The following is a 22,190-nucleotide window of genomic DNA, read 5'->3' as shown; positions in this document are numbered from 1 at the left end:
ACTTGTGCTTAAGAAGGCTCAACGATTTTCTCGCTTTCTTCTCAAGGAGCCGACATGAACCGCTTTGTGATTGCAAATCCCGAGTGGTGTATAGGATGCAATACCTGCCTTGCCGCGTGTTCGGATGTTCATAAGATTGAAGGGTTGCAGTCTCACCCCCGATTAACGCTGGTTAAGACGGACACCAAAACTGCGCCGGTCATGTGCCGACACTGTGACGATGCCCCCTGCAAACAGGTTTGCCCGGTGAACGCGATTTCCTTTAAGGATGACGCGGTCTATCTCAACGAAACGCTCTGTATCGGCTGCAAACTCTGTGGTCTGGTCTGTCCGTTCGGTGCGATTACCCCGTCAGGCAGCCGCCCGGTCAATACGCCTGCACGCTACGAAAACTTTGTTCCGGAAGAACAACTCCGGGATGTTCCTGCCAGTCCGCAAACCATGCAGCCGTTTTTACGCTGGAACGCGGGTGTTCAGACCATCGCCGTCAAATGCGACCTCTGTCACTTCCTGCCGGAAGGCCCCGCCTGCGTCAGATCCTGTCCGACACATGCGCTGCATCTGGTGCAGGAAGACGCAATCAATAAACAGTTGAAAGCACGCAGGCTGCTGGCCGCGCTCAACACGACGGACATGACCTTCGACTCTTCTTCACCTACGCCGGAGCAACGCTAATGGATGCCCTGCAATTATTGATGTGGTCAATCTTGTTATATGTCGCTGGCGGCGTCGCGTCACTGTTACTGGCCCGTCAGGAGGAACTGGCGATTAAGGTCGCCGGTCTGTCGGCGATGGCCGGCGGGTTACTGGGTCTGGCGAGTGCCGTCACCGCGTTAACAGGTACGGAAACGCTGCACTGGCAGGCCATCGGCCCCTTCGCGTTTGCCCACTTTATTGTACGCATGGACAGCCTCGCCGCCTTTATGGTGCTGGTGATTTCCCTGCTGGTGACCGTCTGCGGCCTCTACTCACTCTCCTATGTGCGTGAGTATGTCGGCAAAGGTGTCGGCGCGATGGGCTTCTTTATGAACCTGTTCATCGCATCGATGGTCGGCCTGGTGGTGATGGACAACGCATTCTGGTTCATCGTGCTGTTTGAAATGATGTCGCTGGCCTCCTGGTTTTTGGTCATCACCGATCAGGACGACGAATCCATTCACGCCGGCCTGCTCTACTTTTTTATCGCCCACGCCGGTTCGGTACTGATCATGGTTGCCTTCTTCCTGATGTGGCGTCAAAGCGGCAGTCTGGATTTCTCCAGCTTCCGCGAACTGTCGCTGTCACCGGGCGTTGCCTCCGCCGTCTTCCTGCTGGCGTTCTTCGGCTTTGGCGCCAAAGCGGGGATGCTGCCATTGCATAGCTGGTTGCCGCGCGCGCACCCGGCAGCGCCGTCACACGCGTCGGCATTAATGTCGGGCGTGATGGTCAAAATCGGTATCTTCGGGATTATCAAAGTCGGTATCGACCTGCTCGGGCATAGCGGTACTCCGCTGTGGTGGGGTGTGGTGGTACTGGCTTTTGGTGCTGTCTCGTCGGTGCTGGGTGTTCTCTATGCGCTGGCAGAGCATGACATTAAACGCCTGCTTGCCTGGCACACCGTTGAAAACATTGGCATCATTTTGATGGGGGTGGGTGTCGGTATGGCAGGCATTGCGCTCCATCATCCGGTTATCGCCGCCATGGGTCTGCTCGGCGCCTTGTTCCATCTGCTCAACCACGCGCTGTTTAAAGGGCTTCTCTTCCTGGGCGCCGGAGCGATTATCTTCCGTCTGCACACACGGGATATGGAAAAGATGGGCGCGCTGGCCAAACGGATGCCGTGGACGGCTGGTACGTTCCTGATTGGCTGTCTGGCGATTTCCGCCATGCCACCGCTCAATGGCTTTATCAGTGAATGGTATACCTACCAGTCTCTGTTCTCCCTCACCCGCGTGGATGCCATTATTCCCCGACTGGCAGGCCCCATCGCCATCGTTATGCTGGCTATCACTGGCGCGCTGGCCGCGATGTGCTTCGTCAAAGTCTACGGTGTGAGTTTCTGCGGTAACGCGCGTAGCGAAAAAGCCGACCATGCCCGGGAAGTTCCCTGGCCAATGGTGATTGCCATGGGTCTGCTGGCGCTCTTCTGCATACTGGCAGGTGTCGGGGCGAATCTCGTTGCGCCACATCTGCTGCACATTGCCCAGTCGCTTTCCTCTCAGGAAACGCTGGCCGTGGCGCAAGGCGCAACGCTGATGCCAGGGGATGCGCAGCAGGCAGTGCTGACACCTTCAGTGGTCTTCCTGCTGCTTATCGCGATGCCCGTGCTGCCGGGCCTGTTCTGGTACATCAATCGGCACACCCGCGGCAACTTCCGCCGCACCGGCGATGCGTGGGCATGCGGCTATGCCTGGGAAAAAGGCATGGCACCGTCTGCCGGAAGCTTTACACAGCCCCTGCGGGTGGTATTTGGCCCACTGTATCGCATGCGTAAACAACTCGATCCTGCCCAGCCGCTACAGCGCAGCCTGGGCGGCGTAACTGTTGCGGCGACCCGCACAGAGCCGTTCTGGGACGACAAAATCATCCTGCCGCTGGTCGGGATAACCAAACGCATTGCCCGTGCGGTGCAGTATCTGCAAAGCGGCGATTTCCGTCTCTATTGTCTGTATGTGATCGCCGCGCTGGTGATCCTGCTACTGACTATCGCCGTCTAAGGAGGGAGAGAAGATGATACAACCAACCCCTGACTGGTCACTGGGTCTGTTTGCCCTCTGCCAGGCGGCGTTTCTGCTGGCATTAACGCCATTATTTACCGGGATCTCCCGGCAGATTCGCGCACGGATGCACTCTCGCCAGGGTCCTGGCATCTTACAGGACTACCGCGATCTGCAAAAATTGCTTAAGCGCCAGGAGGTGGCTCCGGCCTCATCCGGCATGATGTTCCGCGTCATGCCCTGGGTGCTGCTGAGCAGCATGCTGGTGGTGGCAATGACATTACCGCTGTTTGTGCGTACCTCGCCTTTCGCCGGTGCGGGCGACTTGATCACCCTGATTTACCTGTTCGCATTATTCCGCTTCTTCTTTGCCCTCTCCGGCCTTGATACCGGCAGTCCGTTTTCCGGTATTGGCGCCAGCCGCGAACTGACCCTCGGCATTCTGGTGGAACCGATGCTGATTCTCTCGCTGCTGGTACTGGCGCTGCTGGCAGGGTCGACCAACATCGGCGCAATCAGCACCACGCTGGCGACCGGTTGGGTCTCCCCTGTTGCCACGCTGCTGGCGATGCTCGCCTGCGGATTCGCCTGTTTTATTGAGATGGGCAAAATCCCCTTCGACGTGGCAGAGGCGGAGCAAGAGCTACAGGAAGGGCCGTTGACCGAATACTCCGGAGCAGGACTGGCGCTGGTGAAATGGGGGATCGGCCTGAAACAGGTGGTGATGGCCTCGCTGTTCCTGGCGCTCTTCTTCCCGTTCGGCAATGCCGGCTCACTGACTATCGGGGCCCTGCTGCTCTCGCTGGTCATCACGCTGGTCAAATTACTGGTGGTGTTTGTTATTGCGTCGGTGGTGGAAAACTCGCTCGCTCGCGGACGGTTTTTACTGACGCACCACCTTACCTGGCTCGGTTTTAGTCTCGCCGCGCTGTCATATGTTCTTTGGTTAACCGGTCTGTAAGGAGCGCTGAATTACTATGGAAACAATTGCCCTGACGACCCTGCTCCTGCCGTTTATCGGCGCGCTGGTCGTCTCTTTGGCCCCCAGACAGACCGCCCCCATGCTGTCCACGCTGTTTGCCCTGCTGGCAACTATCGCCACGGTCGCACTGGCAGCGGGCTTTCATGCCGCGGGTAGCGAGGTCGTCGACATCCCGCTGCTTAGCGCCGGACAGATAGCGTTGTTCGGCATGACGGTAGACAAAATCAGTACCCTGATTCTGTTTGTGGTGGTCTTCCTCGGCCTGCTGGTGGCGCTCTACTCTACGGGATATCTGACCCGCGGGAATAAAGAGCACCCGCACGACGGCAGTAACCGCTACTACGCGTTCTTGCTGATTTTCATCGGTGCAATGTCCGGCCTGGTGCTCTCGTCCACGCTGCTGGGTCAGTTGCTGTTTTTTGAAATCACCGGTGGCTGCTCCTGGGCGCTCATCAGCTATTACCAGTCTGAAAAGTCCCAGCGCTCGGCGATGAAAGCGCTGCTTATTACCCACGTCGGTTCGCTGGGATTGTATCTGGCGGCGGCAACGCTGTTCCTGCAAACCGGCACCTTTGCGCTAAGCGCGATGAGCCAGTTAAACGGCAGTGCCGCGTTAATCGTCTACGGTGGGATTTTGTTCGCTGCCTGGGGTAAATCAGCGCAACTGCCATTGCAGGCCTGGCTGCCAGATGCGATGGAAGCGCCGACGCCGGTCAGCGCATACCTGCACGCCGCGTCGATGGTGAAAGTGGGTGTTTACATTTTTGCCCGCGCTATTTCCGAAGGTGGGCAGATCCCGGAAGTCATTGGCTGGGTCGGCGTCACCATGGCGACAATCACCCTGGTGTACGGCTTCCTGATGTACCTGCCGCAAAAAGACATGAAGCGCCTGCTCGCCTGGTCGACGATTTCCCAACTGGCGTGGATTTTCCTTGCCCTGTCGATGTCGATTTTCGGTTCGAAAATGGCCTTCAATGCGGGGATTGTTTACATCTTTAACCATGCCTTCGCCAAGAGCCTGTTCTTCCTGGTGGCCGGGGCACTCAGCTACAGCTGCGGTACGCGTATGTTGCCGCGCCTTCGCGGCGTAATGCGCACACTGCCTATCGCCGGGATCGGTTTTTGCGTTGCAGCACTCGCCATTACCGGTGTCCCGCCGTTCAACGGTTTTTTCAGCAAGTTTCCCCTGTTTGCCGCCGGGTTCGCCCTCTCCGATCAGCACCCCATTCTGCTCGCGGTGATGATCCTGGCGCTGGTGGAATCGGTCGCCAGCTTCGGCTGGTTTATCTACTGGTTCGGGCGCGTCGTGCCGGGTGAACCCAGCGAAGAGGTAGCACAGGCGGCGCCGCTGCCTTATGCCATGAAGCTGGTGCTGGTGATTCTGGTGGTGATGTCGCTGTGCTCAAGCGTCATTGCCGCAGCGTGGATTGGATAAAGGGAGTCGAAGATGACGGGAACATTGATCGTTAACAATCTGGCGGGGCTGATGATGTTCACCTCGTTATTGGTCACTTGCGCCAGACGCTACACCGTCTCCTGCTGGTTGTACGCCCTGCAATCACTGGTGCTGGTGTCGATATTTTTCACCCTTGCGCAGTTGCTGGATGCTGAACAACTGCGGATATGGTCCATCAGCGCCTTCTTCACCAAGGTTCTGATGGTGCCGCTGATTATGGGCTATGCATTTCGCAAAATGGCGCCAGAGGGTCAGGGGGAACGTCTGTTTGGCCCTGCCGCACTGGTGTTGATGGCCGCAGGCATCGTGTTGCTGTGCTGGTTTGTGGTGCGTCCGGTGCAGTTGCCGCTGGTCGCGCAACTTAAGCCCGCGCTGGCGGTGGCGCTCGGTCATTTCCTGCTGGGGCTGCTGTGCATCATCAGCCAGCGCAATATCCTGCGTCAGGTGTTTGGCTACTGCCTGATGGAGAACGGCTCGCATCTGGTGCTGGCGCTGCTGGCATGGCGTGCGCCGGAGCTGGTCGAAATTGGTATCGCCACCGATGCCATTTTCGCGGTGATCGTCATGACAATACTGGCGCGAAAAATCTGGCGTACCCACGGAACGCTGGACGTTAATAACCTTACGGCGCTGAAAGGATAACAACATGAGTCACGCATTGATGTTCACCTTGCTGCTGCTCACGCCGCTGGTCATTTCCGCACTCTGCTTCCTGTGCCGTCTGCGAGGGAATGCCGCGCGCGGTCTGGTCACCGCCGTGCATTTCGTCGGTATCACCGTGCTGATGGTCGTGGCACTGTGGACGGTCGCAGAAGCGGTGACTGCGAGTGAGATTTTTGCCGCCCATCGCTGGCTACATATCGACAGTCTAAGCGGTCTGTTCTTGTCGCTTCTTGGGATCATCGGTTTTATTACCGGGTTGTACTCCATTGGCTATATGCGCCATGAAGTCGATCACGGGGAAATTACCGTCGGCACTCTGTGCAATTACTACGGTTTCTTCCATCTGTTTCTCTTCACCATGCTGCTGGTAGTCACCAGTAACAACCTGATTGTCATGTGGGCAGCCATTGAGGCCACGACACTGAGCTCTGCGTTTCTGGTGGGGATTTACGGCCAGCGTTCTTCACTGGAAGCCGCGTGGAAATACATCATCATCTGTACCGTGGGCGTCGCGTTTGGCCTGTTCGGTACCGTACTGGTGTACGCCAACGCCGCCAGCTTTATGGCAGAGCCCGATCACGCGATTTTCTGGACCGAAGTTCTTAAAGAGAGCAGCAAACTCGACCCAACATTGATGGTACTGGCATTCGTCTTCGTGCTGATCGGTTTTGGGACCAAAACCGGCTTGTTCCCGATGCACGCCTGGCTGCCGGATGCCCACAGTGAAGCGCCAAGCCCGGTAAGCGCCCTGCTCTCAGCGGTGCTGCTGAACTGCGCGCTGCTGGTGCTGATTCGCTATTACATCATCATCTGCCATGCTATCGGCAGCACGTTCCCCAATACGTTGTTGATGATCTTCGGCCTGCTTTCCGTCGCGGTGGCGGCGTTCTTTATCCTTGTTCAACAGGATATGAAACGTCTGCTTGCCTACTCCAGTGTGGAAAATATGGGGCTGGTGGCAGTGGCGCTCGGTATCGGCGGCCCGCTGGGCATTCTCGCCGCGCTACTGCACACACTGAACCACAGCCTGGCCAAAACACTGTTGTTCTGCGGTTCCGGCAACGTGCTGCTGAAATACGGCACCCGTAACCTGGACGTGGTGTGCGGCATGCTGAAAGTCATGCCGTTTACCGCGGTCCTCCTTGGCGGCGGCGCGCTGGCACTGGGCGGAATGCCCCCTTTCAATATTTTCCTCAGTGAGTTCATGACCGTCACCGCCGGGCTGGCGGCGGATCATCTGCTGGTGACCATCGTTCTGCTGCTGTTGCTGACGATCGTGCTTGGCGGACTGGTGCGCATGGTCGCCAGAGCGCTGTTTGCCGCCCCGCCCCAGGAAGTCGCCAGCGGCGAGCTGGGCTGGCTGACCACGGCACCGATGGTCATTTTGCTGGTGATGATGCTGGTGATGGGGACTCATATTCCGCAACCGGTAAGCAAAATGCTGGCAAACGCCTCGGCCATTGTGATGTCCGGTAATGATGAACAATCAACACAATTCAGTTGGCTGTGGGCGTCGTTTGACACCACCGCCGCAACACCCGCGCGGGTTCAGGGAGAGTTAAAGTGAGTTATTTAGAGAGTGTCAGTCTCGATGCCCCTCGTGGCGGTGCCTGCCTTGCGGCGTTAAACGCGCAATTTCCCGGTGCCATTCTTGAAGAAGAGCGGCAAACCTTTGAGCAGACCACCATTACGGTAAAACTCAATCTGCTACCGGATATCGTTCATTATCTCTATTACCAGCATGACGGCTGGTTACCGGTGTTATTCGGTAACGATGAACGTACCCTCAATGGTCATTACGCGGTCTACTACGCCCTTTCTATGGAAGGGGCGGAAAAATGCTGGATTGTGGTTAAAGCGCTGGTCGATGCCAACACACGTGAATTCCCCTCCGTCACCCCGAAAGTGCCCGCCGCCGTCTGGGGCGAGCGTGAAATTCGCGACATGTACGGGCTGATTCCGGTGGGCTTACCGGATCAGCGCCGTCTGGTGCTGCCGGACGACTGGCCGGACGATTTGCATCCGCTGCGCAAAGACACCATGGATTATCGTCTGCGTCCGGAACCGACCACCGATACGGAAAACTACCCGTTTATCAATGACGGCGATAGCTCGGCGCGTATCGTGCCCATCGGTCCGTTGCATATCACGTCCGACGAACCGGGCCATTTCCGTCTGTTTGTTGATGGCGAGCGCATTGTCGATGCCGACTACCGTCTGTTCTACGTTCACCGGGGGATGGAAAAACTGGCAGAAACCCGCATGGGTTATAACGAAGTGACTTTCCTGTCAGACCGCGTCTGCGGGATTTGCGGCTTCGCCCATAGCGTGGCGTACACCACCTCGGTGGAAAACGCGCTGGGCATTGTGGTACCGCAACGCGCTCACACCATCCGCTCAGTGCTGCTGGAAGTAGAGCGTCTGCACAGCCACCTGTTAAACATCGGCCTTTCCAGCCACTTTGTCGGCTTTGATACCGGTTTTATGCAATTTTTCCGCATCCGCGAAAAATCGATGACCATGGCTGAACTGCTGACCGGTTCGCGTAAAACGTACGGCCTGAACCTGATAGGCGGCGTGCGGCGCGACATCCTGAAAGAGCAGCGCATTAAAACCATCCAGTTGGTGAAAGAGATGCGCGCAGAAGTGATTCAACTGGTGGATATGCTGCTCTCAACGCCAAATATGGCACAGCGTACCCAGGGGGTCGGGGTGCTGGACCGTCAGATTGCGCGCGATTATAGCCCGGTCGGCCCGCTGATTCGCGGCAGTGGTTTTCAGCGTGATCTGCGCTTTGACCATCCTTATGCTGACTACGGTAATCTGCCGAAAACGTTGTTTAGCTGGCCTGCCGGGGATGTTTTCTCACGCGTGATGGTGCGTATCAAAGAGACGCTTGATTCCCTCTCAATGATTGAATTTGCCCTTGACAATATGCCGGACACTTCGCTGTTGACCGAAGGGTTCAGCTACAAGCCGCATAAATTCGCACTGGGTTATGTCGAAGCGCCGCGCGGCGAGGATGTGCACTGGAGCATGCTCGGCGATAACCAGAAGCTGTTCCGCTGGCGTTGCCGTGCGGCGACCTATGCTAACTGGCCGGTGCTGCGCTATATGCTGCGCGGCAATACCGTTTCCGATGCGCCATTGATTATCGGTAGCCTCGACCCCTGCTATTCCTGTACGGACCGCGTCACGCTGGTGGATGTGCGTAAACGCAAATCCACCACCGTACCGTACAAAGAGATCGAGCGTTACAGTATTGAACGTCGCAATTCGCCGCTGAGATAAGGAAGATACGATGCTTAAATTGTGGAAAACCATTATCAGAGCGGGCGAAGTCACGGTGAAATACCCGTTTGCGCCGCTGGATGTCTGCCCCGGATTTCGCGGGAAACCCGAGCTCAATCCCGAGCAGTGTATCGCCTGCGGCGCCTGTACCACCGCCTGCCCTGCTAACGCGCTGACGATGGAAACCCATCCGGATGACAACGCCCGCATCTGGCAACTGTTTATCGGCCGCTGCATCTACTGCGGCCGCTGCGAAGAGGTGTGCCCAACGCACGCCATTCGCCTGTCAGAAGAGTTTGAGCTGGCGGTGACCCGCAAAGAAGATCTCTACGTGCGCGCGACCTTTCGGTTGCAGCACTGCAGTGAGTGCCATGCGCCGTTTGCGCCGGAAAAATCCGTCGCCCTGGCGGCTGAATTGCTGGCGCTTCATCAATCGAACCCGACGCTTGTGGAAACACTGCGCGCCCAGGCGAATGTCTGCCCGGCATGCAAACGTCGGGCGGCACTGGAGCATCGCGGCAGCACCAACGTTCATTATTATATTGAGGAGCAAGCATGAGCGCCGATTCCCTGACGTTAAAGCAGCATGTCAGTCAGCCCATAACGCTGGATGAACAAGCGCAAAAACTCAAGCAAGTGCTGCTTCGCGATATTCAACGTTCTGCCTATGTTTACCGCGTGGACTGCGGGGGATGTAACGGCTGTGAAATCGAGATCTTCGCCGCGATTACCCCGCTGTTCGATGCCGAACGCTTCGGCATTAAAGTCGTCGCCTCGCCGCGTCACGCTGACATTTTACTGTTTACCGGCGCGGTCACGCGCGCCATGCGTATGCCCGCGCTGCGTGCGTGGCATTCCGCGCCTGACCACAAAATCGCAATTTCCTATGGCGCATGCGGGGTCGGCGGCGGTATTTTCCACGATCTCTACAGCGTCTGGGGCGGCAGCGATACCATTGTGCCTATTGACGTATGGATCCCAGGCTGCCCGCCGACCCCGGCGGCAACGGTACACGGTTTCGCCGTCGCGCTCGGCCTGCTGGAGCAGAAACTGCATGCAGAAGATCATCACCAGGCTGAAAATGAAACGGCGAGCGTCCGCTGGCCTGCCGTACCGCTGGCCATGCGCGTCAACATCGAACGGCTGGCGCGTCGTCTGGCAGGCTATCGCCAGGGGCGTGAAATTGCCGATCACTTCTTCGCACTGTTAACAGAAGGCGACCCACGCGAAAGCTCAGCACGCATTAATGCCTGGCTGCAACAGGCCGCCGATCCGCGCCTGGACACCATCGTGCAGCAACTGCGCGCCGAGATGGAGGGAAAGCATGTCTGAACAGGGCAGTAAAGTGATGTTCTGGACGCTGCGGCAGAAGTTTGTCGATGACAGCGTCAATGTCGAGGAAAAGAGCCGCCAGGTGATGTACTACTCGCTGGCCATTGGTCACCACGTGGGGGTAATTGACTGCCTCAACGTGGTACTGGAATGCCCCCTTGCCGATTACGAGCGCTGGCTTGCGTTACTGGAAGATGGCGCACGCAAGAAAATGCAGGGGCTGCTGACGTTTGGCGAAATCATCATTGATGCCAGTCACGTCAATAAACTGGCCCCCGCATTTGCTAAACTGGCGAAAGACGCGGATGATCCCTGGCGCAGCTGGAGTCAGCTCATATTGCAACAATTGCAGGATATTGCCGGTGAACCGGCGATTTATCTGATGGTGCGGCGGCTGGATTAACCATTAGTGATATCAATAAAATGTCAATTCGTATGACAATTAACTATACGTGAAGCGGGTAACACTACAAAATAAGGGGGTATAGTAGTATACCGGGTGGCCCGCTCTCTTACCGAAGCACAATCACTTGATATGAAAAAACGGATAAGGAAGTCACATTATGTTGATTTATGGCTGTTTCTGTCTGCTTTTCTGCACAATTGATTCTGGAAGGATGCAGTATCCATGATTTTACAGCATTTGCTGGAACAGAAAGATAAGGCGTCCGTCCTGCGGGCGTTCATTCCTCTACCCCCTCCGTTCAGCCCCATTCAGTTTGTCGAACTTCGCCTGAGTAATTCGCGATTCTACCGCTGTTTTGATGACGGAAGCGTTGAGTTCTGCACCAGTGAATATGCCGGTTCAATCAGCGATAGCTCGACACAGGTGATTTTACTTGCCGGGGAAACCATGGCCGAGTTGCGCTTTGTGCGCACCGATGGCGGTAAATTTTGCGAAAAAGACAGCATCATGTTTGCCTGGCTGGCACGCCTCGCGGCGCAAGGTTTAGAGGGCGATATCGAACGCGACAAGCTTGAACAATCCGTTTCACTGTTGCGCCAGGAACTTGACCATGACCGGGTACTGGTCGATATCACCAACTCAGTACTGTCGCATCTCGATATTGATGAACTGGTGGCGGATGTCTCGCGGGAGATCCACCGCTTCTTTGGCGTAGACACAGTCTCAATGGTGCTCCGTGATGCCCTGCGCTCGCGTCAGCTTATGTGGAACGCGACGGATTTCACGGTACACCCGCCGAAAAGCCAGCAATACCCGTTACGCAGTGAAAGCCCGTTGCTGCATACGGCGCTCAATGAAAATCATGCGACCCTGTTGCAAAAAAAGGACGAGCCGCAAAGGTGGCTAAACGATCCCCTGCTGCAACAACTCGATGCGCAAGGCCTGGAGACGGTGTTTATTCTGCCGCTGGCCTTTAGCCATCAGTCCACTGGCGTGCTGATGCTGGCGCATCGGGATTTGTCGATTTTTAACGCGCAAAACTGTCGATTACTCCGACAGATTGCCGACAGAATTGGCATTGCTGTCGATAATGCCGATGCCTATCGCAAAGTGACGCATCTGAAAGAAAATCTCAAAAATGAGAACAATAAACTTAACGAGCAAATTCTTTCCAGCCAGAGCTTTGGCGACATTATTTATCAAAGCGACGCCATGCGTGATGTGCTTCAGCAGGTCAATATTGTTGCCCTGAGTGACAGTACGGTGCTGATTCTTGGCGAAACCGGTACAGGGAAAGAGATTATCGCCCGCGCCATTCACCAGATGAGTCTGCGCAAAGATAAACCGCTGGTGAAAATCAACTGCGCCGCTATTCCGTCGACGCTGCTGGAAAGCGAACTGTTTGGTCATGATAAAGGGGCGTTTACCGGGGCGATCAACGCTCACCGTGGACGCTTTGAAATGGCAGATGGGGGGACGCTGTTTCTCGATGAAATCGGCGATATGCCGATTGAACTGCAACCTAAGTTATTGCGTGTGCTACAAGAGCGAGAGATTGAGCGCATTGGCGGCACCCGCACCATTCCCGTTAACGTTCGGGTCATTGCCGCGACTAACCGCGACCTGAAACAGATGGTCATTGACCGGGAGTTTCGCAACGACCTGTTTTATCGCCTGAATGTCTTCCCGCTGGTGTTGCCGCCGCTGCGCGATCGCCCGGACGATATCCCTTTGCTGGTCAGGTACTTCACGCAAAAGCTGGCGCGCCGTTTAAACCGCCAAATCGACACGATCCCTGCCGATGCCATGCGCCAGTTGATGCGCTATGAGTGGCCAGGCAACGTGCGCGAACTGGAAAATATTCTGGAACGTGCGGTGCTGCTATCACGCGATAATACGCTGAGCCTGCATTTAAATGCCCAGCCCAGCAGCATGGTACAGCCCGTGGCTCACGATCCCTTTCCTTTTCCCCTTCCCCGCGTGGCGGAAATGATGCATACCGAACCGCCGGAAAACGATGAAGAGGAACGTCAGCGCATTATTCAGGTGCTGCGGGAAACAAACGGTATTGTCGCCGGGCCGCGCGGCGCAGCGTCAAAATTAGGGATGAAACGCACCACGCTGTTATCGCGCATGCAGCGTCTGGGTATTAGCGTGCGGGAAGTATTGTAATTTAGTTCCTGAGTTTAATTGTGAGCGAATTAACGCTTTCAAGGCGATACCGGCAAAATGGCTGGTACGCCCTATGCATATAAATGCGGGTGTCGATATGGCTCCCTCATTTATGTATAGACTCAGGAGATTCTCATGGATACCAGCAATGCTTTTGATCTGCGGCTTCCCGCAGAAATGGCAAAGGTTGCCGAACAGGCAGGTTTATATAAAGTCAGCAAGAAGAAAGAGCTGTCATTCTTTCTCGCGGTCACGGCTGGTGTATTTATTTCCATTGCGTTCGTTTTCTATATTACCGTCACGACAGGGCCTGCCCCGGCAACCGCTCTGGCAAAACTGGCGGGCGGCGTCTGCTTCTCGCTGGGCCTCATTCTGGTCGTGGTCTGTGGCGCAGATTTGTTCACCTCGACAGTATTGACGGTAATGGCAAAAGCCAGCGGACTCATAAGCTGGCGACAGTTAATTATCAACTGGATAATCGTCTATTTGGGTAACCTTGTCGGTGCACTGTTTTTTGTCGCGCTGATTTGGTTTGCCGGGCAATATATGAGTGGTAACGGCCTTTGGGGATTAAATGTATTACAGACTGCTGATCATAAAATGCATCATACATTCGTTGAAGCCGTCTGCCTGGGGACGTTATGTAATTTAATGGTGTGTCTGGCCGTATGGATGAGTTATTCCGGACATACGCTAACGGATAAAATCATGGCGATGCTGTTGCCTATTGGCATGTTTGTCGCCAGCGGCTTCGAGCACAGCATTGCGAATATGTTTTTGATCCCGCTTTCTGTTGTTATTCGTTATTTTGCCCCCGAAGGATTCTGGACCAGTATTCATTCCAGCGCGGAAAATTTTCCGGCATTAACAGTGAGCAATTTTATCACTGCCAATCTGATACCGGTGACTATCGGTAATATCATCGGCGGCGGATTACTGGTTGGGATTACCTACTGGATTATCTATTTGCGTAATCAACATAACGCGCACTAACCGCGTCCCGGATGGCGCTGTGCTTATCCGGGTACAACCTCAGTAGCCCCGCTAAGCGTCGCGCCAGCGGGGAAGACATCAGGTCAGACGTGGTGGTCGTCAACCGCAACGGTATCCGGCCATGCGTGAATCACCGCCTGTACTAGCGTCGCCAGCGGGATGGCGAAGAATACGCCCCAGAACCCCCACAGGCCGCCGAAGATGATCACCGACAGGATAATGACCAACGGGTGCAGGTTAACGGCTTCGGAGAACAGCAAGGGCACCAGCAAGTTGCCATCCAGCCCCTGGATTATCAGGTAGACGGCAAAACAGCTCCAGAACTCGGTGCCCGCGCCAAACTGGAACAGCGCCACACCAATCACCGGTATAGTGACCACAAATGCGCCGATGTAAGGAATCAGCACCGAGAATCCCACCAGCACCGCCAGCAGCAAGGAATAGTTAAGGCCGAAGAGTTGAAAACCTAACCAGGTCGCGACACCGACGACAATCATCTCGAGTACTTTGCCGCGAATGTAGTTGGTTATCTGCTGGTTCATCTCTTTCCAAACCTGCCCTGCCAGCCCACGATTGCGTGGCAGCACACGGCGCACCGCATTGAGCATCTGTTCTTTATCCTTCACCAGGAAGAAGACCATCAGAGGCACCAGCACCAAATAGACCGCCAGCGTCAGCAGACCGACCAGCGACGCAAGGGAGTATTTGACCACCGAATCCCCCAGCCCCAGCATTCGGGCACGCATGTTTTCCGCCATGGCATCAATGATGCCCGCATCCATTAACATCGGATAACGTCGGGGCAGCGTGGCGGCATAATCGGACAGTTTATTGAGCATTCCCGGCATGTCGCGAATCAGATTCATCCCCTGCTGCCAGGCAACCGGCATCACCACAAATGCCATAATCATCAGAATGCCGACAAACAGGAGCAGTACCATTGTTGCTGCCCAGCGGCGGGAGAAACCAATTCTTTGCAGACGAACGGTTGGCCATTCAAGTAGATAGGCCAGCACAATGGCGACCAGCAACGGCGCAAGAAGACCGCTAAAGAAGAAGAGAATGACAAAACCAGCCAGTAAAATGACCAGCAGCGCGATCGCTTCCGGGTCGCTAAAGCGACGGCGATACCACTGCATCAACAATTCAAGCATATGTTCCTTCCAGAAGCCGGATTGACCGGTGTGAGTTCAGGAATTGTATCGAAATGTCACAAAAAAGACTTCGCTTTTCGTCGCCTTTACAGGAAACATGGTGAGCAGGTAAAACGGTGTCATTCCCCTTTCAGGGCGGATAAACTCTCTGTTTTATTTCGCCGGAACGAACCCCGGCGCCTCAGGTCAAATGATTACCCCAAAAATTACAGGATTGAGGTTATGTTCAGGCAGTTGAAAAAAACGCTGGTCGCAACCCTTATCGCCACGCTGACGCTCGGCCAGATGATCCCCGCGTTTGCGGATTCTGCAGATACGCTGCCCGATATGGGAACCTCCGCAGGAAGCACCCTATCCATTGGTCAGGAAATGCAGATGGGCGACTATTATGTTCGCCAGTTGCGCGGCAGTGCACCGCTGATCAACGACCCTTTACTGGTTCAGTACATTAACGGACTGGGTATGCGCCTGGTCTCGCATGCAAACTCAGTAAAGACCCCGTTTCATTTCTACTTAGTCAATAATGACGAGATCAACGCTTTTGCCTTCTTCGGCGGCAACGTTGTATTGCATTCAGCGCTGTTTCGCTATGCGGACAACGAAAGCCAGCTGGCGTCGGTGATGGCGCATGAAATTTCCCACGTGACCCAGCGCCATCTGGCGCGTGCCATGGAAGACCAGAAACGCAGCGCCCCCCTCACCTGGGCTGGCGCGCTTGGATCCATTCTGTTAGCCATGGCAAGCCCGCAGGCCGGGATGGCGGCGCTCACCGGTACACTGGCCGGGACGCAACAGGGCATGATTACCTTTACGCAGCAGAACGAACAGGAAGCGGACCGCATCGGGATTCAGGTCTTGCAACGCTCCGGCTTTGATCCGCAGGCAATGCCGACATTTCTGGAAAAATTGCTTGATCAATCGCGTTACGCTTCACGCCCGCCGGAAATTTTGCTGACGCACCCGTTACCGGAAAGCCGTCTTGCCGATGCGCGTAACCGCGCCAATCAGATGCGCCCGGTGGTCGTGCAATCCTCCGAAGAGTTTTACCTGGCCAAAGCCAGAGCGTTGGGTATGTATAATTCCGGGCGTAATCAGCTCACCAGCGATCTGTTAGATGCCTGGGCGAAAGGGAATGTGCGTGAACAGCATGCCGCCCAATATGGTCGTGCCCTACAGGCCATGGAGGCGAAGAACTTCGCCGACGCGGCGAAAACCCTGCAACCGTTGCTGACTGCCAATCCGACAAATGCCTGGTATCTCGATCTGGCGACCGACATTGATTTAGGGCAGAACAAGAGCACCGAAGCGATTAACCGTCTGAAAAATGCGGCAGAAATTAAAACCAACCCGGTATTACAGCTCAACCTGGCAAACGCCTATCTGACCGGCGGTCAGGCAGCCGCGGCAGAAGCAATACTCAACCGTTACACCTTTAACTGGAAGGATGATGTCAACGGCTGGGAACTGCTGGCGCAAGCGGAAGCCACCTTAGGCCATCGCGATGAAGAGCTGGCGGCGCGTGCCGAAGGGCTGGCGCTGACAGGCAAGCTCGACCAGGCCATTACGTTGCTGGGGAGCGCCAGTTCGCAGGTTAAATTGGGCAGTCTGCAGCAGGCCCGTTACGATGCGCGTATCGACCAGCTTCGTCAGTTGCAGAAAACGTTCCGCCCGTATCAGAAGATGTAACAAGGAGAACCGATGACAGACGCGGTGAAAATTTACCATAACCCTCGCTGCTCCAAGAGCCGCGATACCCTCAGCCTGCTGAAAGCTAACGGCATTGATCCGCAGGTTGTCCTGTATCTGGAGACACCGCCGGATGCCGACACGCTCAAAGCGTTGTTGCATATGCTGGGGATGACCAGCGCGCGGGAACTGATGCGCCAGAAAGAAGATCTTTATAAATCACTGGGACTGGGGGATAGCCATCTCTCAGAAGAGGCGTTGTTGCAGGCGCTGCTTGATAATCCCAAACTGATGGAACGTCCGATCGTCGTGGCGAACGGGCAGGCGCGCATCGGTCGTCCGCCAGAGCAGGTCCTTGAGATCGTCGACTAACGCCGCAGGCCCGGTGGTGCGATGCTTGCCGGGCCTACAGTTTCAGAATGTCTTTTACGAAGGGAATGGTCAGCTTACGCTGGGCGGTAATTGACGCGCGGTCAAGTTGATCGAGCGTATCAAACAGCGTGCGCATTTCGCGATCCAGCCGCTTGAGCAGAAAACGTCCCACATCTTCCGGTAACTCAAATCCGCGCAGCCGCGCCCGCAGCTGTAGCGCCTGAACTTTATCTTCGTCAGATAGCGGTTGCAGCTTGTAGATCTGTCCCCAGTCCAGACGCGAAGCCAGATCGGGCAACCCCAGATTCAACTGCCGTGGCGGACGATCGCCGGTGATCAATAGCCGCGTTTTGCCTGATTCCAGAATGCGGTTATAGAGATTGAAGATGGCCATCTCCCAGGGCTCATCGCCTGCGACACACTCGATATTATCGATGCAGACCAGCGAGAGATGTTCCATCCCCTCAAGCACTTCCGGTACAAACCAGGTGCGTTTATCGAGCGGCACATAGCCGACGGCATCGCCACGCTGCGACAGCTCAGCACAGGCTGCATGAAGCAGATGGCTACGTCCTGCCCCTTCGCGCGACCAGAAATAGATGTATCCGCTATGATCCTGGCGTAGGACATTTTGCAACGCCGCCAGCAAAGAAGGGTTATCGCCCGGCCAGAAACTCGCAAAAGTTTCATCGTCAGGAAGGTAGAGTGGCAGGGAAAGTTGCGCCGGTGTGTTCAGACGTACCTCAACAGGGCTTTAACAAAACGCGGTAAGTTTATCATAAAACTTTACCGCGTTTGAACCGGGCACGACGCCCGGTTTGCAGAGCAACGATTAATGCTGATTCGCTTCGCTGTCTTCGGCGTCCAGTACCACTTCTTCCGGACGCAGGACACTGATCAGTTTGAAGATCAGGCTCAGCGCAACACCGACGATGGTCGCCAGCGCCATGCCTTTCAGTTCAGCCGCGCCAATGTGCACTTTCGCGCCGCTGACGCCGATGATCAGGATAACGGACGTCAGGATCAGGTTTTGCGCTTTGCTGTAATCCACTTTGGACTCGATCAGCACGCGAATACCGGATGCGCCGATTACCCCGTACAGCAGCAGAGAAACGCCGCCCATTACGGGTACCGGGATAATCTGAATTGCCGCCGCCAGTTTACCCACGCAGGAGAGCAGAATCGCGATGATGGCCGCGCCACCGATAACCCAGGTACTGTAGACGCGGGTGATCGCCATAACGCCAATGTTCTCGCCATAGGTGGTGTTCGGGGTTGAGCCGAAGAAACCGGAAATAATCGTTGAGAAGCCATTGGCAAACATGGAACGGTGCAGGCCTGGGTCACGGATCAGATCGCGTTTCACGATGTTTGCGGTAACGACCAGGTGGCCCACGTGCTCAGCAATCACCACCAGCGCCGCAGGCAAAATGGTGAAGATAGCAAACCATTCGAAACGCGGCGTATAGAAGGTTGGCAGCGCGAACCAGTGCGCATTGGCAATCGGCGTAGTATCAACCACACCCATCGCAAACGACAGCGCATAACCAGCCAGCACACCGATCAGAATCGGGATTATCGCCATAAAACCACGAAACAGTACGGAACCAAATACGGTCACACCCAGCGTTACCATAGAGATGAGGACGGTTCTGGAATCAGCAGACTGACCTTCCGCAGGCAGCAAACCGGCCATATTGGCAGCGACGCCGGCCAGTTCCAGACCGATGACGGCAACGATTGCGCCCATTGCCGCAGGCGGGAACATTACATCCAGCCAGCCGGTGCCCGCTTTCTTCACGATGAAGGAGACAATGCAAAACAGCACGCCGCACATGATAAAGCCACCCAGCGCCACTTCGTAGCCCAGCGGCAGAAGCAACAGTACCGGCGAAATAAACGCAAAGCTCGATCCCAGGTAAGCCGGAATTTTGCCCTTACAGATAAAGAGATAAAGCAGCGTCCCGATACCATTAAACAACAGTACGGTGGCCGGATTAATATGAAACAGGATTGGCACCAGCACGGTTGCGCCAAACATAGCGAACAAGTGCTGCAAACTAAGCGGGATTGTCTGTAAAAGCGGCGGTCTTTCACTCACCCCGATAGCACGGCGCGTCATAGTGTTTTCCTCTGAGTGTTGTTGTTTATCCCCGTCACCCTTCTGGTCGCAGGTGCGTTGGCCGTACTCGTTCACCCGAAGCACTTACCAGAGTAAGATAATCAGGATTCGCTCGTGTGCCGCCTGCCTGCAATTCGAATTGTTTAGGGTATATGTTCCGCTCATCACGCATGCTGCAGTTTTGTGGACTGCATCATGAAATCAGGCGGATTCTGTTCTGGTTTACGCCAAAAAAAAGCCGACTTTCAAAGTCGGCTTTTGATTTTTAAAGCATTTATTTCGTACCAAAGATTTTGTCGCCGGCATCGCCGAGGCCCGGAATAATGTATCCGTGCTCATTGAGGCCCTTGTCAATGGACGCGGTGTACAGCTCAACATCCGGGTGCGCTTTCTCCAGCGCAGCGAGGCCTTCCGGGGCAGCAACCAGCACCAGCACTTTGATGCTGTGGCAGCCTGCGTTTTTCAGCAGGTCGATGGTGGCAATCATAGAACCGCCCGTTGCCAGCATCGGGTCAACGACCAGCGCCATACGCTCGTCGATGTTAGAAACCAGTTTCTGGAAGTACGGCACCGGCTCCAGGGTCTCTTCATTACGATAGATACCCACCACGCTGATGCGCGCGCTCGGAACGTGTTCCAGCACCCCTTCCATCATGCCCAGACCGGCACGCAGAATAGGGACGACGGTGATTTTTTTGCCTTTGATTTGTTCGACTTCTACCGGGCCATTCCAGCCTTCGATAGTCACACGTTCAGTTTCCAGATCGGCGGTCGCTTCATAGGTCAGCAGACTACCGACTTCCGAGGCGAGTTCACGAAAGCGTTTGGTGCTGATGTCATTTTCACGCATCAGGCCCAGCTTGTGTTTGACGAGTGGGTGTTTTACTTCCACGACCTTCATACTCTTCTCCTTCCCCAAAACGGTGGCAGCCACAAAAAAAATCGCCGGATTATACCGCTTTTTCTCCGCCACGCTACAGGTGCGGCGTTGATCCGGATCAAACAGACTGGAAAAGAGTATACCGTAAGAATCCTCAACGGCCTGAAATAATGGACTCGCAAACGTTTGCCTTCACTGTTAGAATTGCGCCGAATTTTATTTCCAAAACCGGATTAGTTCGGGTAACAGCCTGAAATATGACGGGTGAACCGCAAGCAAACGCGTGGGGACTCAAGCAGTGACCGATAAAACCTCTCTTAGCTACAAAGATGCCGGTGTTGATATTGACGCAGGCAATGCTCTGGTTGACCGAATCAAAGGTGTGGTGAAGAAAACCCGTCGTCCGGAAGTCATGGGCGGTCTGGGCGGCTTCGGCGCGCTGTGCGCATTGCCGCAAAAATATCGTGAGCCAGTACTGGTTTCCGGCACTGACGGCGTAGGTACCAAACTGCGTCTGGCGATGGATCTAAAACGTCACGACAGCATCGGCATCGATCTGGTGGCCATGTGCGTGAATGACCTGGTCGTTCAGGGCGCAGAGCCGCTGTTTTTCCTCGACTATTACGCAACCGGCAAACTGGATGTCGACACCGCAGCCAGCGTTATCAACGGTATCGCGGAAGGCTGTCTGCAGTCGGGCTGTGCGCTGGTAGGCGGCGAAACCGCTGAAATGCCGGGCATGTACCATGGCGAAGATTACGATGTTGCCGGTTTCTGTGTTGGCGTCGTTGAAAAATCAGAGATCATTGACGGTTCCAGCGTGGCCGACGGCGATGTCCTGATTGCACTGGCGTCCAGCGGTCCACACTCCAACGGCTACTCTCTGGTACGTAAAGTCATCGAAGTAAGCGGTTGCGACCCTGAGACGACACAGCTTGAAGGCAAATCCCTGGCCGATCACTTGTTGGCCCCGACCCGCATCTATGTGAAATCGATCCTTGAGCTGATTGAAAACGCAGACGTGCACGCTATCGCACATCTGACCGGCGGCGGCTTCTGGGAAAATATCCCGCGCGTACTTCCGGACAACACCCAGGCGGTGATCGACGAGTCTTCCTGGCAATGGCCGGCCGTCTTCAACTGGCTGCAAACGGCGGGCAACGTCAGCCGTCATGAGATGTATCGCACCTTTAACTGTGGTGTCGGTATGGTTATCGCCCTGCCTGCTGATGAAGCAGATAAAGCCATCGCATTCCTGAATGCCAAAGGTGAAAACGCGTGGAAAATCGGTATCATCAAAGCATCCGATTCCAGTGAACGCGTGGTCATTGAATGAAAAACATTGTGGTGCTCATTTCCGGCAACGGAAGCAATTTGCAGGCGATAATTGATGCCTGCAAGCAGAAGAAAATCAATGGCACCATCCGGGCAGTATTCAGTAACAAAGCCGACGCATTCGGCCTTGAGCGTGCGCGGGAAGCCAATATTCCCGCCCATGCGCTTCTTGCCTCTCAGTTTGCCAGTCGCGAAGCATTTGACCGCGAACTGATGCAGGAGATTGACGCTTACGCCCCGGATATCGTTGTGCTGGCTGGCTACATGCGTATCCTCAGTCCGGCCTTCGTGGCCCATTACACTGGTCGCCTGATCAATATTCACCCTTCCCTGCTGCCTAAATATCCCGGTTTACACACCCACCGCCAGGTCCTGGAGAACGGCGATGAAGTTCACGGTACCACCGTGCATTTTGTTACCGACGAACTGGACGGCGGCCCGGTGATTTTACAGGCACAGGTGCCGGTGTTTGAGGGCGATACCGAAGAAGACGTGACCGCCCGCGTCCAGACGCAGGAACATGCGATTTACCCGCTGGTCGTGAGCTGGTTCGTCGATGGCCGTCTGGCTATGCAAGAAAACAAAGCCTGGCTTGACGGCATTTGCCTGCCAGAACAGGGCTACGCGGCCGATTAAGCAACGCTTTTCTT

19 protein-coding genes and 2 pseudogenes are annotated in these 22,190 nt (G+C 55.4%); 17 read left to right on the top strand and 4 right to left on the bottom strand.

Features of this window, described 5'->3' with window-relative positions:
- The first annotated feature begins 54 nt into the window (after positions 1-54).
- The 13 genes and pseudogenes from L2097_RS00705 (at position 55) to focA (ending at position 13,991) form a co-directional block, all read left to right on the top strand.
- Positions 55-675 carry a 4Fe-4S dicluster domain-containing protein gene (locus L2097_RS00705; RefSeq protein WP_250351937.1) on the top strand — a complete coding sequence of 207 codons (621 nt, stop codon included), beginning with the start codon at positions 55-57 and terminating at the stop codon, positions 673-675.
- Complete coding sequence (hyfB, locus tag L2097_RS00700; RefSeq protein WP_250351936.1) at positions 675-2,696, top strand: hydrogenase 4 subunit B; 2,022 nt, start codon at positions 675-677, stop codon at positions 2,694-2,696. The genes L2097_RS00705 and hyfB overlap by 1 nt, the downstream gene beginning before the upstream one ends.
- A 13-nt stretch (positions 2,697-2,709) precedes the next feature.
- Positions 2,710-3,657 (top strand): respiratory chain complex I subunit 1 family protein, encoded by a 948-nt coding sequence (locus tag L2097_RS00695; RefSeq protein ID WP_047369325.1) that lies wholly within the window; start codon positions 2,710-2,712, stop codon positions 3,655-3,657.
- A 16-nt stretch (positions 3,658-3,673) separates the two neighbouring features.
- Positions 3,674-5,113 (top strand): hydrogenase 4 subunit D, encoded by a 1,440-nt coding sequence (locus L2097_RS00690; protein WP_047369324.1) that lies wholly within the window; start codon positions 3,674-3,676, stop codon positions 5,111-5,113.
- Positions 5,114-5,125: 12 nt separating this feature from the next.
- Positions 5,126-5,776 (top strand): hydrogenase 4 membrane subunit, encoded by a 651-nt coding sequence (hyfE, locus tag L2097_RS00685; RefSeq protein ID WP_047369323.1) that lies wholly within the window; start codon positions 5,126-5,128, stop codon positions 5,774-5,776.
- Between the two features lie 4 nt (positions 5,777-5,780).
- The gene (locus L2097_RS00680; protein ID WP_250351935.1) at positions 5,781-7,364 is read left to right on the top strand and encodes a hydrogenase 4 subunit F; all 1,584 of its coding nucleotides are present in this window, start codon (positions 5,781-5,783) and stop codon (positions 7,362-7,364) included.
- Positions 7,361-9,088, top strand: coding sequence for a hydrogenase large subunit (locus tag L2097_RS00675; RefSeq protein WP_047369321.1), 1,728 nt, complete (start codon positions 7,361-7,363; stop codon positions 9,086-9,088). The genes L2097_RS00680 and L2097_RS00675 overlap by 4 nt, the downstream gene beginning before the upstream one ends.
- Before the next feature lie 10 nt (positions 9,089-9,098).
- On the top strand, positions 9,099-9,647 hold the full coding sequence (hyfH, locus tag L2097_RS00670; protein WP_047369320.1) for a hydrogenase 4 subunit H: 549 nt from the start codon (positions 9,099-9,101) through the stop codon (positions 9,645-9,647).
- Entirely contained in the window at positions 9,644-10,420 is a 777-nt protein-coding gene (locus tag L2097_RS00665) for an NADH-quinone oxidoreductase subunit B family protein (RefSeq protein ID WP_047369319.1), read from the top strand. The genes hyfH and L2097_RS00665 overlap by 4 nt, the downstream gene beginning before the upstream one ends.
- The gene (locus L2097_RS00660; protein ID WP_250351934.1) at positions 10,413-10,823 is read left to right on the top strand and encodes a formate hydrogenlyase maturation HycH family protein; all 411 of its coding nucleotides are present in this window, start codon (positions 10,413-10,415) and stop codon (positions 10,821-10,823) included. The genes L2097_RS00665 and L2097_RS00660 overlap by 8 nt, the downstream gene beginning before the upstream one ends.
- A gap of 219 nt (positions 10,824-11,042) precedes the next feature.
- Positions 11,043-11,384 (top strand): annotated as a pseudogene (locus L2097_RS25830) (hydrogenase); the annotation flags it as partial.
- 48 nt (positions 11,385-11,432) lie between these two features.
- A pseudogene (locus tag L2097_RS00655) lies at positions 11,433-12,998 on the top strand (sigma 54-interacting transcriptional regulator); the annotation flags it as partial.
- A gap of 135 nt (positions 12,999-13,133) precedes the next feature.
- On the top strand, positions 13,134-13,991 hold the full coding sequence (gene focA / locus L2097_RS00650; RefSeq protein ID WP_047369316.1) for a formate transporter FocA: 858 nt from the start codon (positions 13,134-13,136) through the stop codon (positions 13,989-13,991).
- Positions 13,992-14,074: 83 nt separating this feature from the next.
- Here focA and L2097_RS00645 read toward each other — a convergent pair whose 3' ends face one another.
- Entirely contained in the window at positions 14,075-15,145 is a 1,071-nt protein-coding gene (locus L2097_RS00645) for an AI-2E family transporter (protein WP_142516193.1), read from the bottom strand.
- A 222-nt stretch (positions 15,146-15,367) separates the two neighbouring features.
- On the opposite strand from L2097_RS00645, the gene bepA reads away from it, so the two are divergent.
- A complete protein-coding gene (gene bepA, locus L2097_RS00640) occupies positions 15,368-16,831 on the top strand; it encodes a beta-barrel assembly-enhancing protease (RefSeq protein ID WP_047369314.1) in 1,464 nt (487 codons plus the stop codon).
- Between the two features lie 12 nt (positions 16,832-16,843).
- Positions 16,844-17,203, top strand: a complete 360-nt coding sequence (gene arsC, locus L2097_RS00635) for an arsenate reductase (glutaredoxin) (protein WP_250351932.1) — start codon at positions 16,844-16,846, stop codon at positions 17,201-17,203.
- 34 nt (positions 17,204-17,237) lie between these two features.
- On the opposite strand, the gene L2097_RS00630 is transcribed toward arsC, so the two are convergent.
- From L2097_RS00630 to upp, 3 genes are all read right to left on the bottom strand, one after another.
- Entirely contained in the window at positions 17,238-17,939 is a 702-nt protein-coding gene (locus L2097_RS00630) for a DnaA inactivator Hda (RefSeq protein WP_071845843.1), read from the bottom strand.
- A gap of 96 nt (positions 17,940-18,035) precedes the next feature.
- On the bottom strand, positions 18,036-19,325 hold the full coding sequence (gene uraA, locus L2097_RS00625) for a uracil permease (RefSeq protein WP_047369311.1): 1,290 nt from the start codon (positions 19,323-19,325) through the stop codon (positions 18,036-18,038).
- A gap of 274 nt (positions 19,326-19,599) precedes the next feature.
- Positions 19,600-20,226, bottom strand: coding sequence for a uracil phosphoribosyltransferase (upp, locus tag L2097_RS00620; protein WP_039079688.1), 627 nt, complete (start codon positions 20,224-20,226; stop codon positions 19,600-19,602).
- Between the two features lie 277 nt (positions 20,227-20,503).
- On the opposite strand from upp, the gene purM reads away from it, so the two are divergent.
- Together purM and purN are read left to right on the top strand one after the other, a co-directional pair.
- Positions 20,504-21,541 (top strand): phosphoribosylformylglycinamidine cyclo-ligase, encoded by a 1,038-nt coding sequence (gene purM / locus L2097_RS00615; RefSeq protein WP_085005448.1) that lies wholly within the window; start codon positions 20,504-20,506, stop codon positions 21,539-21,541.
- On the top strand, positions 21,538-22,176 hold the full coding sequence (gene purN / locus L2097_RS00610; RefSeq protein WP_047369309.1) for a phosphoribosylglycinamide formyltransferase: 639 nt from the start codon (positions 21,538-21,540) through the stop codon (positions 22,174-22,176). Before purM ends, purN begins: the two co-directional genes overlap by 4 nt.
- Positions 22,177-22,190: the final 14 nt, after the last annotated feature.

This window comes from Citrobacter sp. MNAZ 1397 (genome assembly GCF_023613995.1).
GTDB classification, from domain to species: Bacteria; Pseudomonadota; Gammaproteobacteria; order Enterobacterales; family Enterobacteriaceae; genus Phytobacter; species Phytobacter ursingii.
Note: the sequence above shows the minus strand (reverse complement) of the source record. Positions and strands in the feature narration are given on the sequence as shown.

What these genes read in the sequence shown, in the direction of transcription:
- bepA (WP_047369314.1), top strand. Translation starts at nt 15,368, where the DNA reads ATGTTCAGGCAGTTGAAAAAAACGCTGGTCGCAACCCTTATCGCCACG.
- L2097_RS00695 (WP_047369325.1), top strand. Translation starts at nt 2,710, where the DNA reads ATGATACAACCAACCCCTGACTGGTCACTGGGTCTGTTTGCCCTCTGC.
- L2097_RS00680 (WP_250351935.1), top strand. Translation starts at nt 5,781, where the DNA reads ATGAGTCACGCATTGATGTTCACCTTGCTGCTGCTCACGCCGCTGGTC.
- L2097_RS00705 (WP_250351937.1), top strand. Translation starts at nt 55, where the DNA reads ATGAACCGCTTTGTGATTGCAAATCCCGAGTGGTGTATAGGATGCAAT.
- arsC (WP_250351932.1), top strand. Translation starts at nt 16,844, where the DNA reads ATGACAGACGCGGTGAAAATTTACCATAACCCTCGCTGCTCCAAGAGC.
- upp (WP_039079688.1), bottom strand. Translation starts at nt 20,226, where the DNA reads ATGAAGGTCGTGGAAGTAAAACACCCACTCGTCAAACACAAGCTGGGC.
- purN (WP_047369309.1), top strand. Translation starts at nt 21,538, where the DNA reads ATGAAAAACATTGTGGTGCTCATTTCCGGCAACGGAAGCAATTTGCAG.
- L2097_RS00645 (WP_142516193.1), bottom strand. Translation starts at nt 15,145, where the DNA reads ATGCTTGAATTGTTGATGCAGTGGTATCGCCGTCGCTTTAGCGACCCG.
- hyfE (WP_047369323.1), top strand. Translation starts at nt 5,126, where the DNA reads ATGACGGGAACATTGATCGTTAACAATCTGGCGGGGCTGATGATGTTC.
- L2097_RS00660 (WP_250351934.1), top strand. Translation starts at nt 10,413, where the DNA reads ATGTCTGAACAGGGCAGTAAAGTGATGTTCTGGACGCTGCGGCAGAAG.
- focA (WP_047369316.1), top strand. Translation starts at nt 13,134, where the DNA reads ATGGATACCAGCAATGCTTTTGATCTGCGGCTTCCCGCAGAAATGGCA.
- L2097_RS00690 (WP_047369324.1), top strand. Translation starts at nt 3,674, where the DNA reads ATGGAAACAATTGCCCTGACGACCCTGCTCCTGCCGTTTATCGGCGCG.
- uraA (WP_047369311.1), bottom strand. Translation starts at nt 19,325, where the DNA reads ATGACGCGCCGTGCTATCGGGGTGAGTGAAAGACCGCCGCTTTTACAG.
- L2097_RS00665 (WP_047369319.1), top strand. Translation starts at nt 9,644, where the DNA reads ATGAGCGCCGATTCCCTGACGTTAAAGCAGCATGTCAGTCAGCCCATA.
- hyfB (WP_250351936.1), top strand. Translation starts at nt 675, where the DNA reads ATGGATGCCCTGCAATTATTGATGTGGTCAATCTTGTTATATGTCGCT.
- hyfH (WP_047369320.1), top strand. Translation starts at nt 9,099, where the DNA reads ATGCTTAAATTGTGGAAAACCATTATCAGAGCGGGCGAAGTCACGGTG.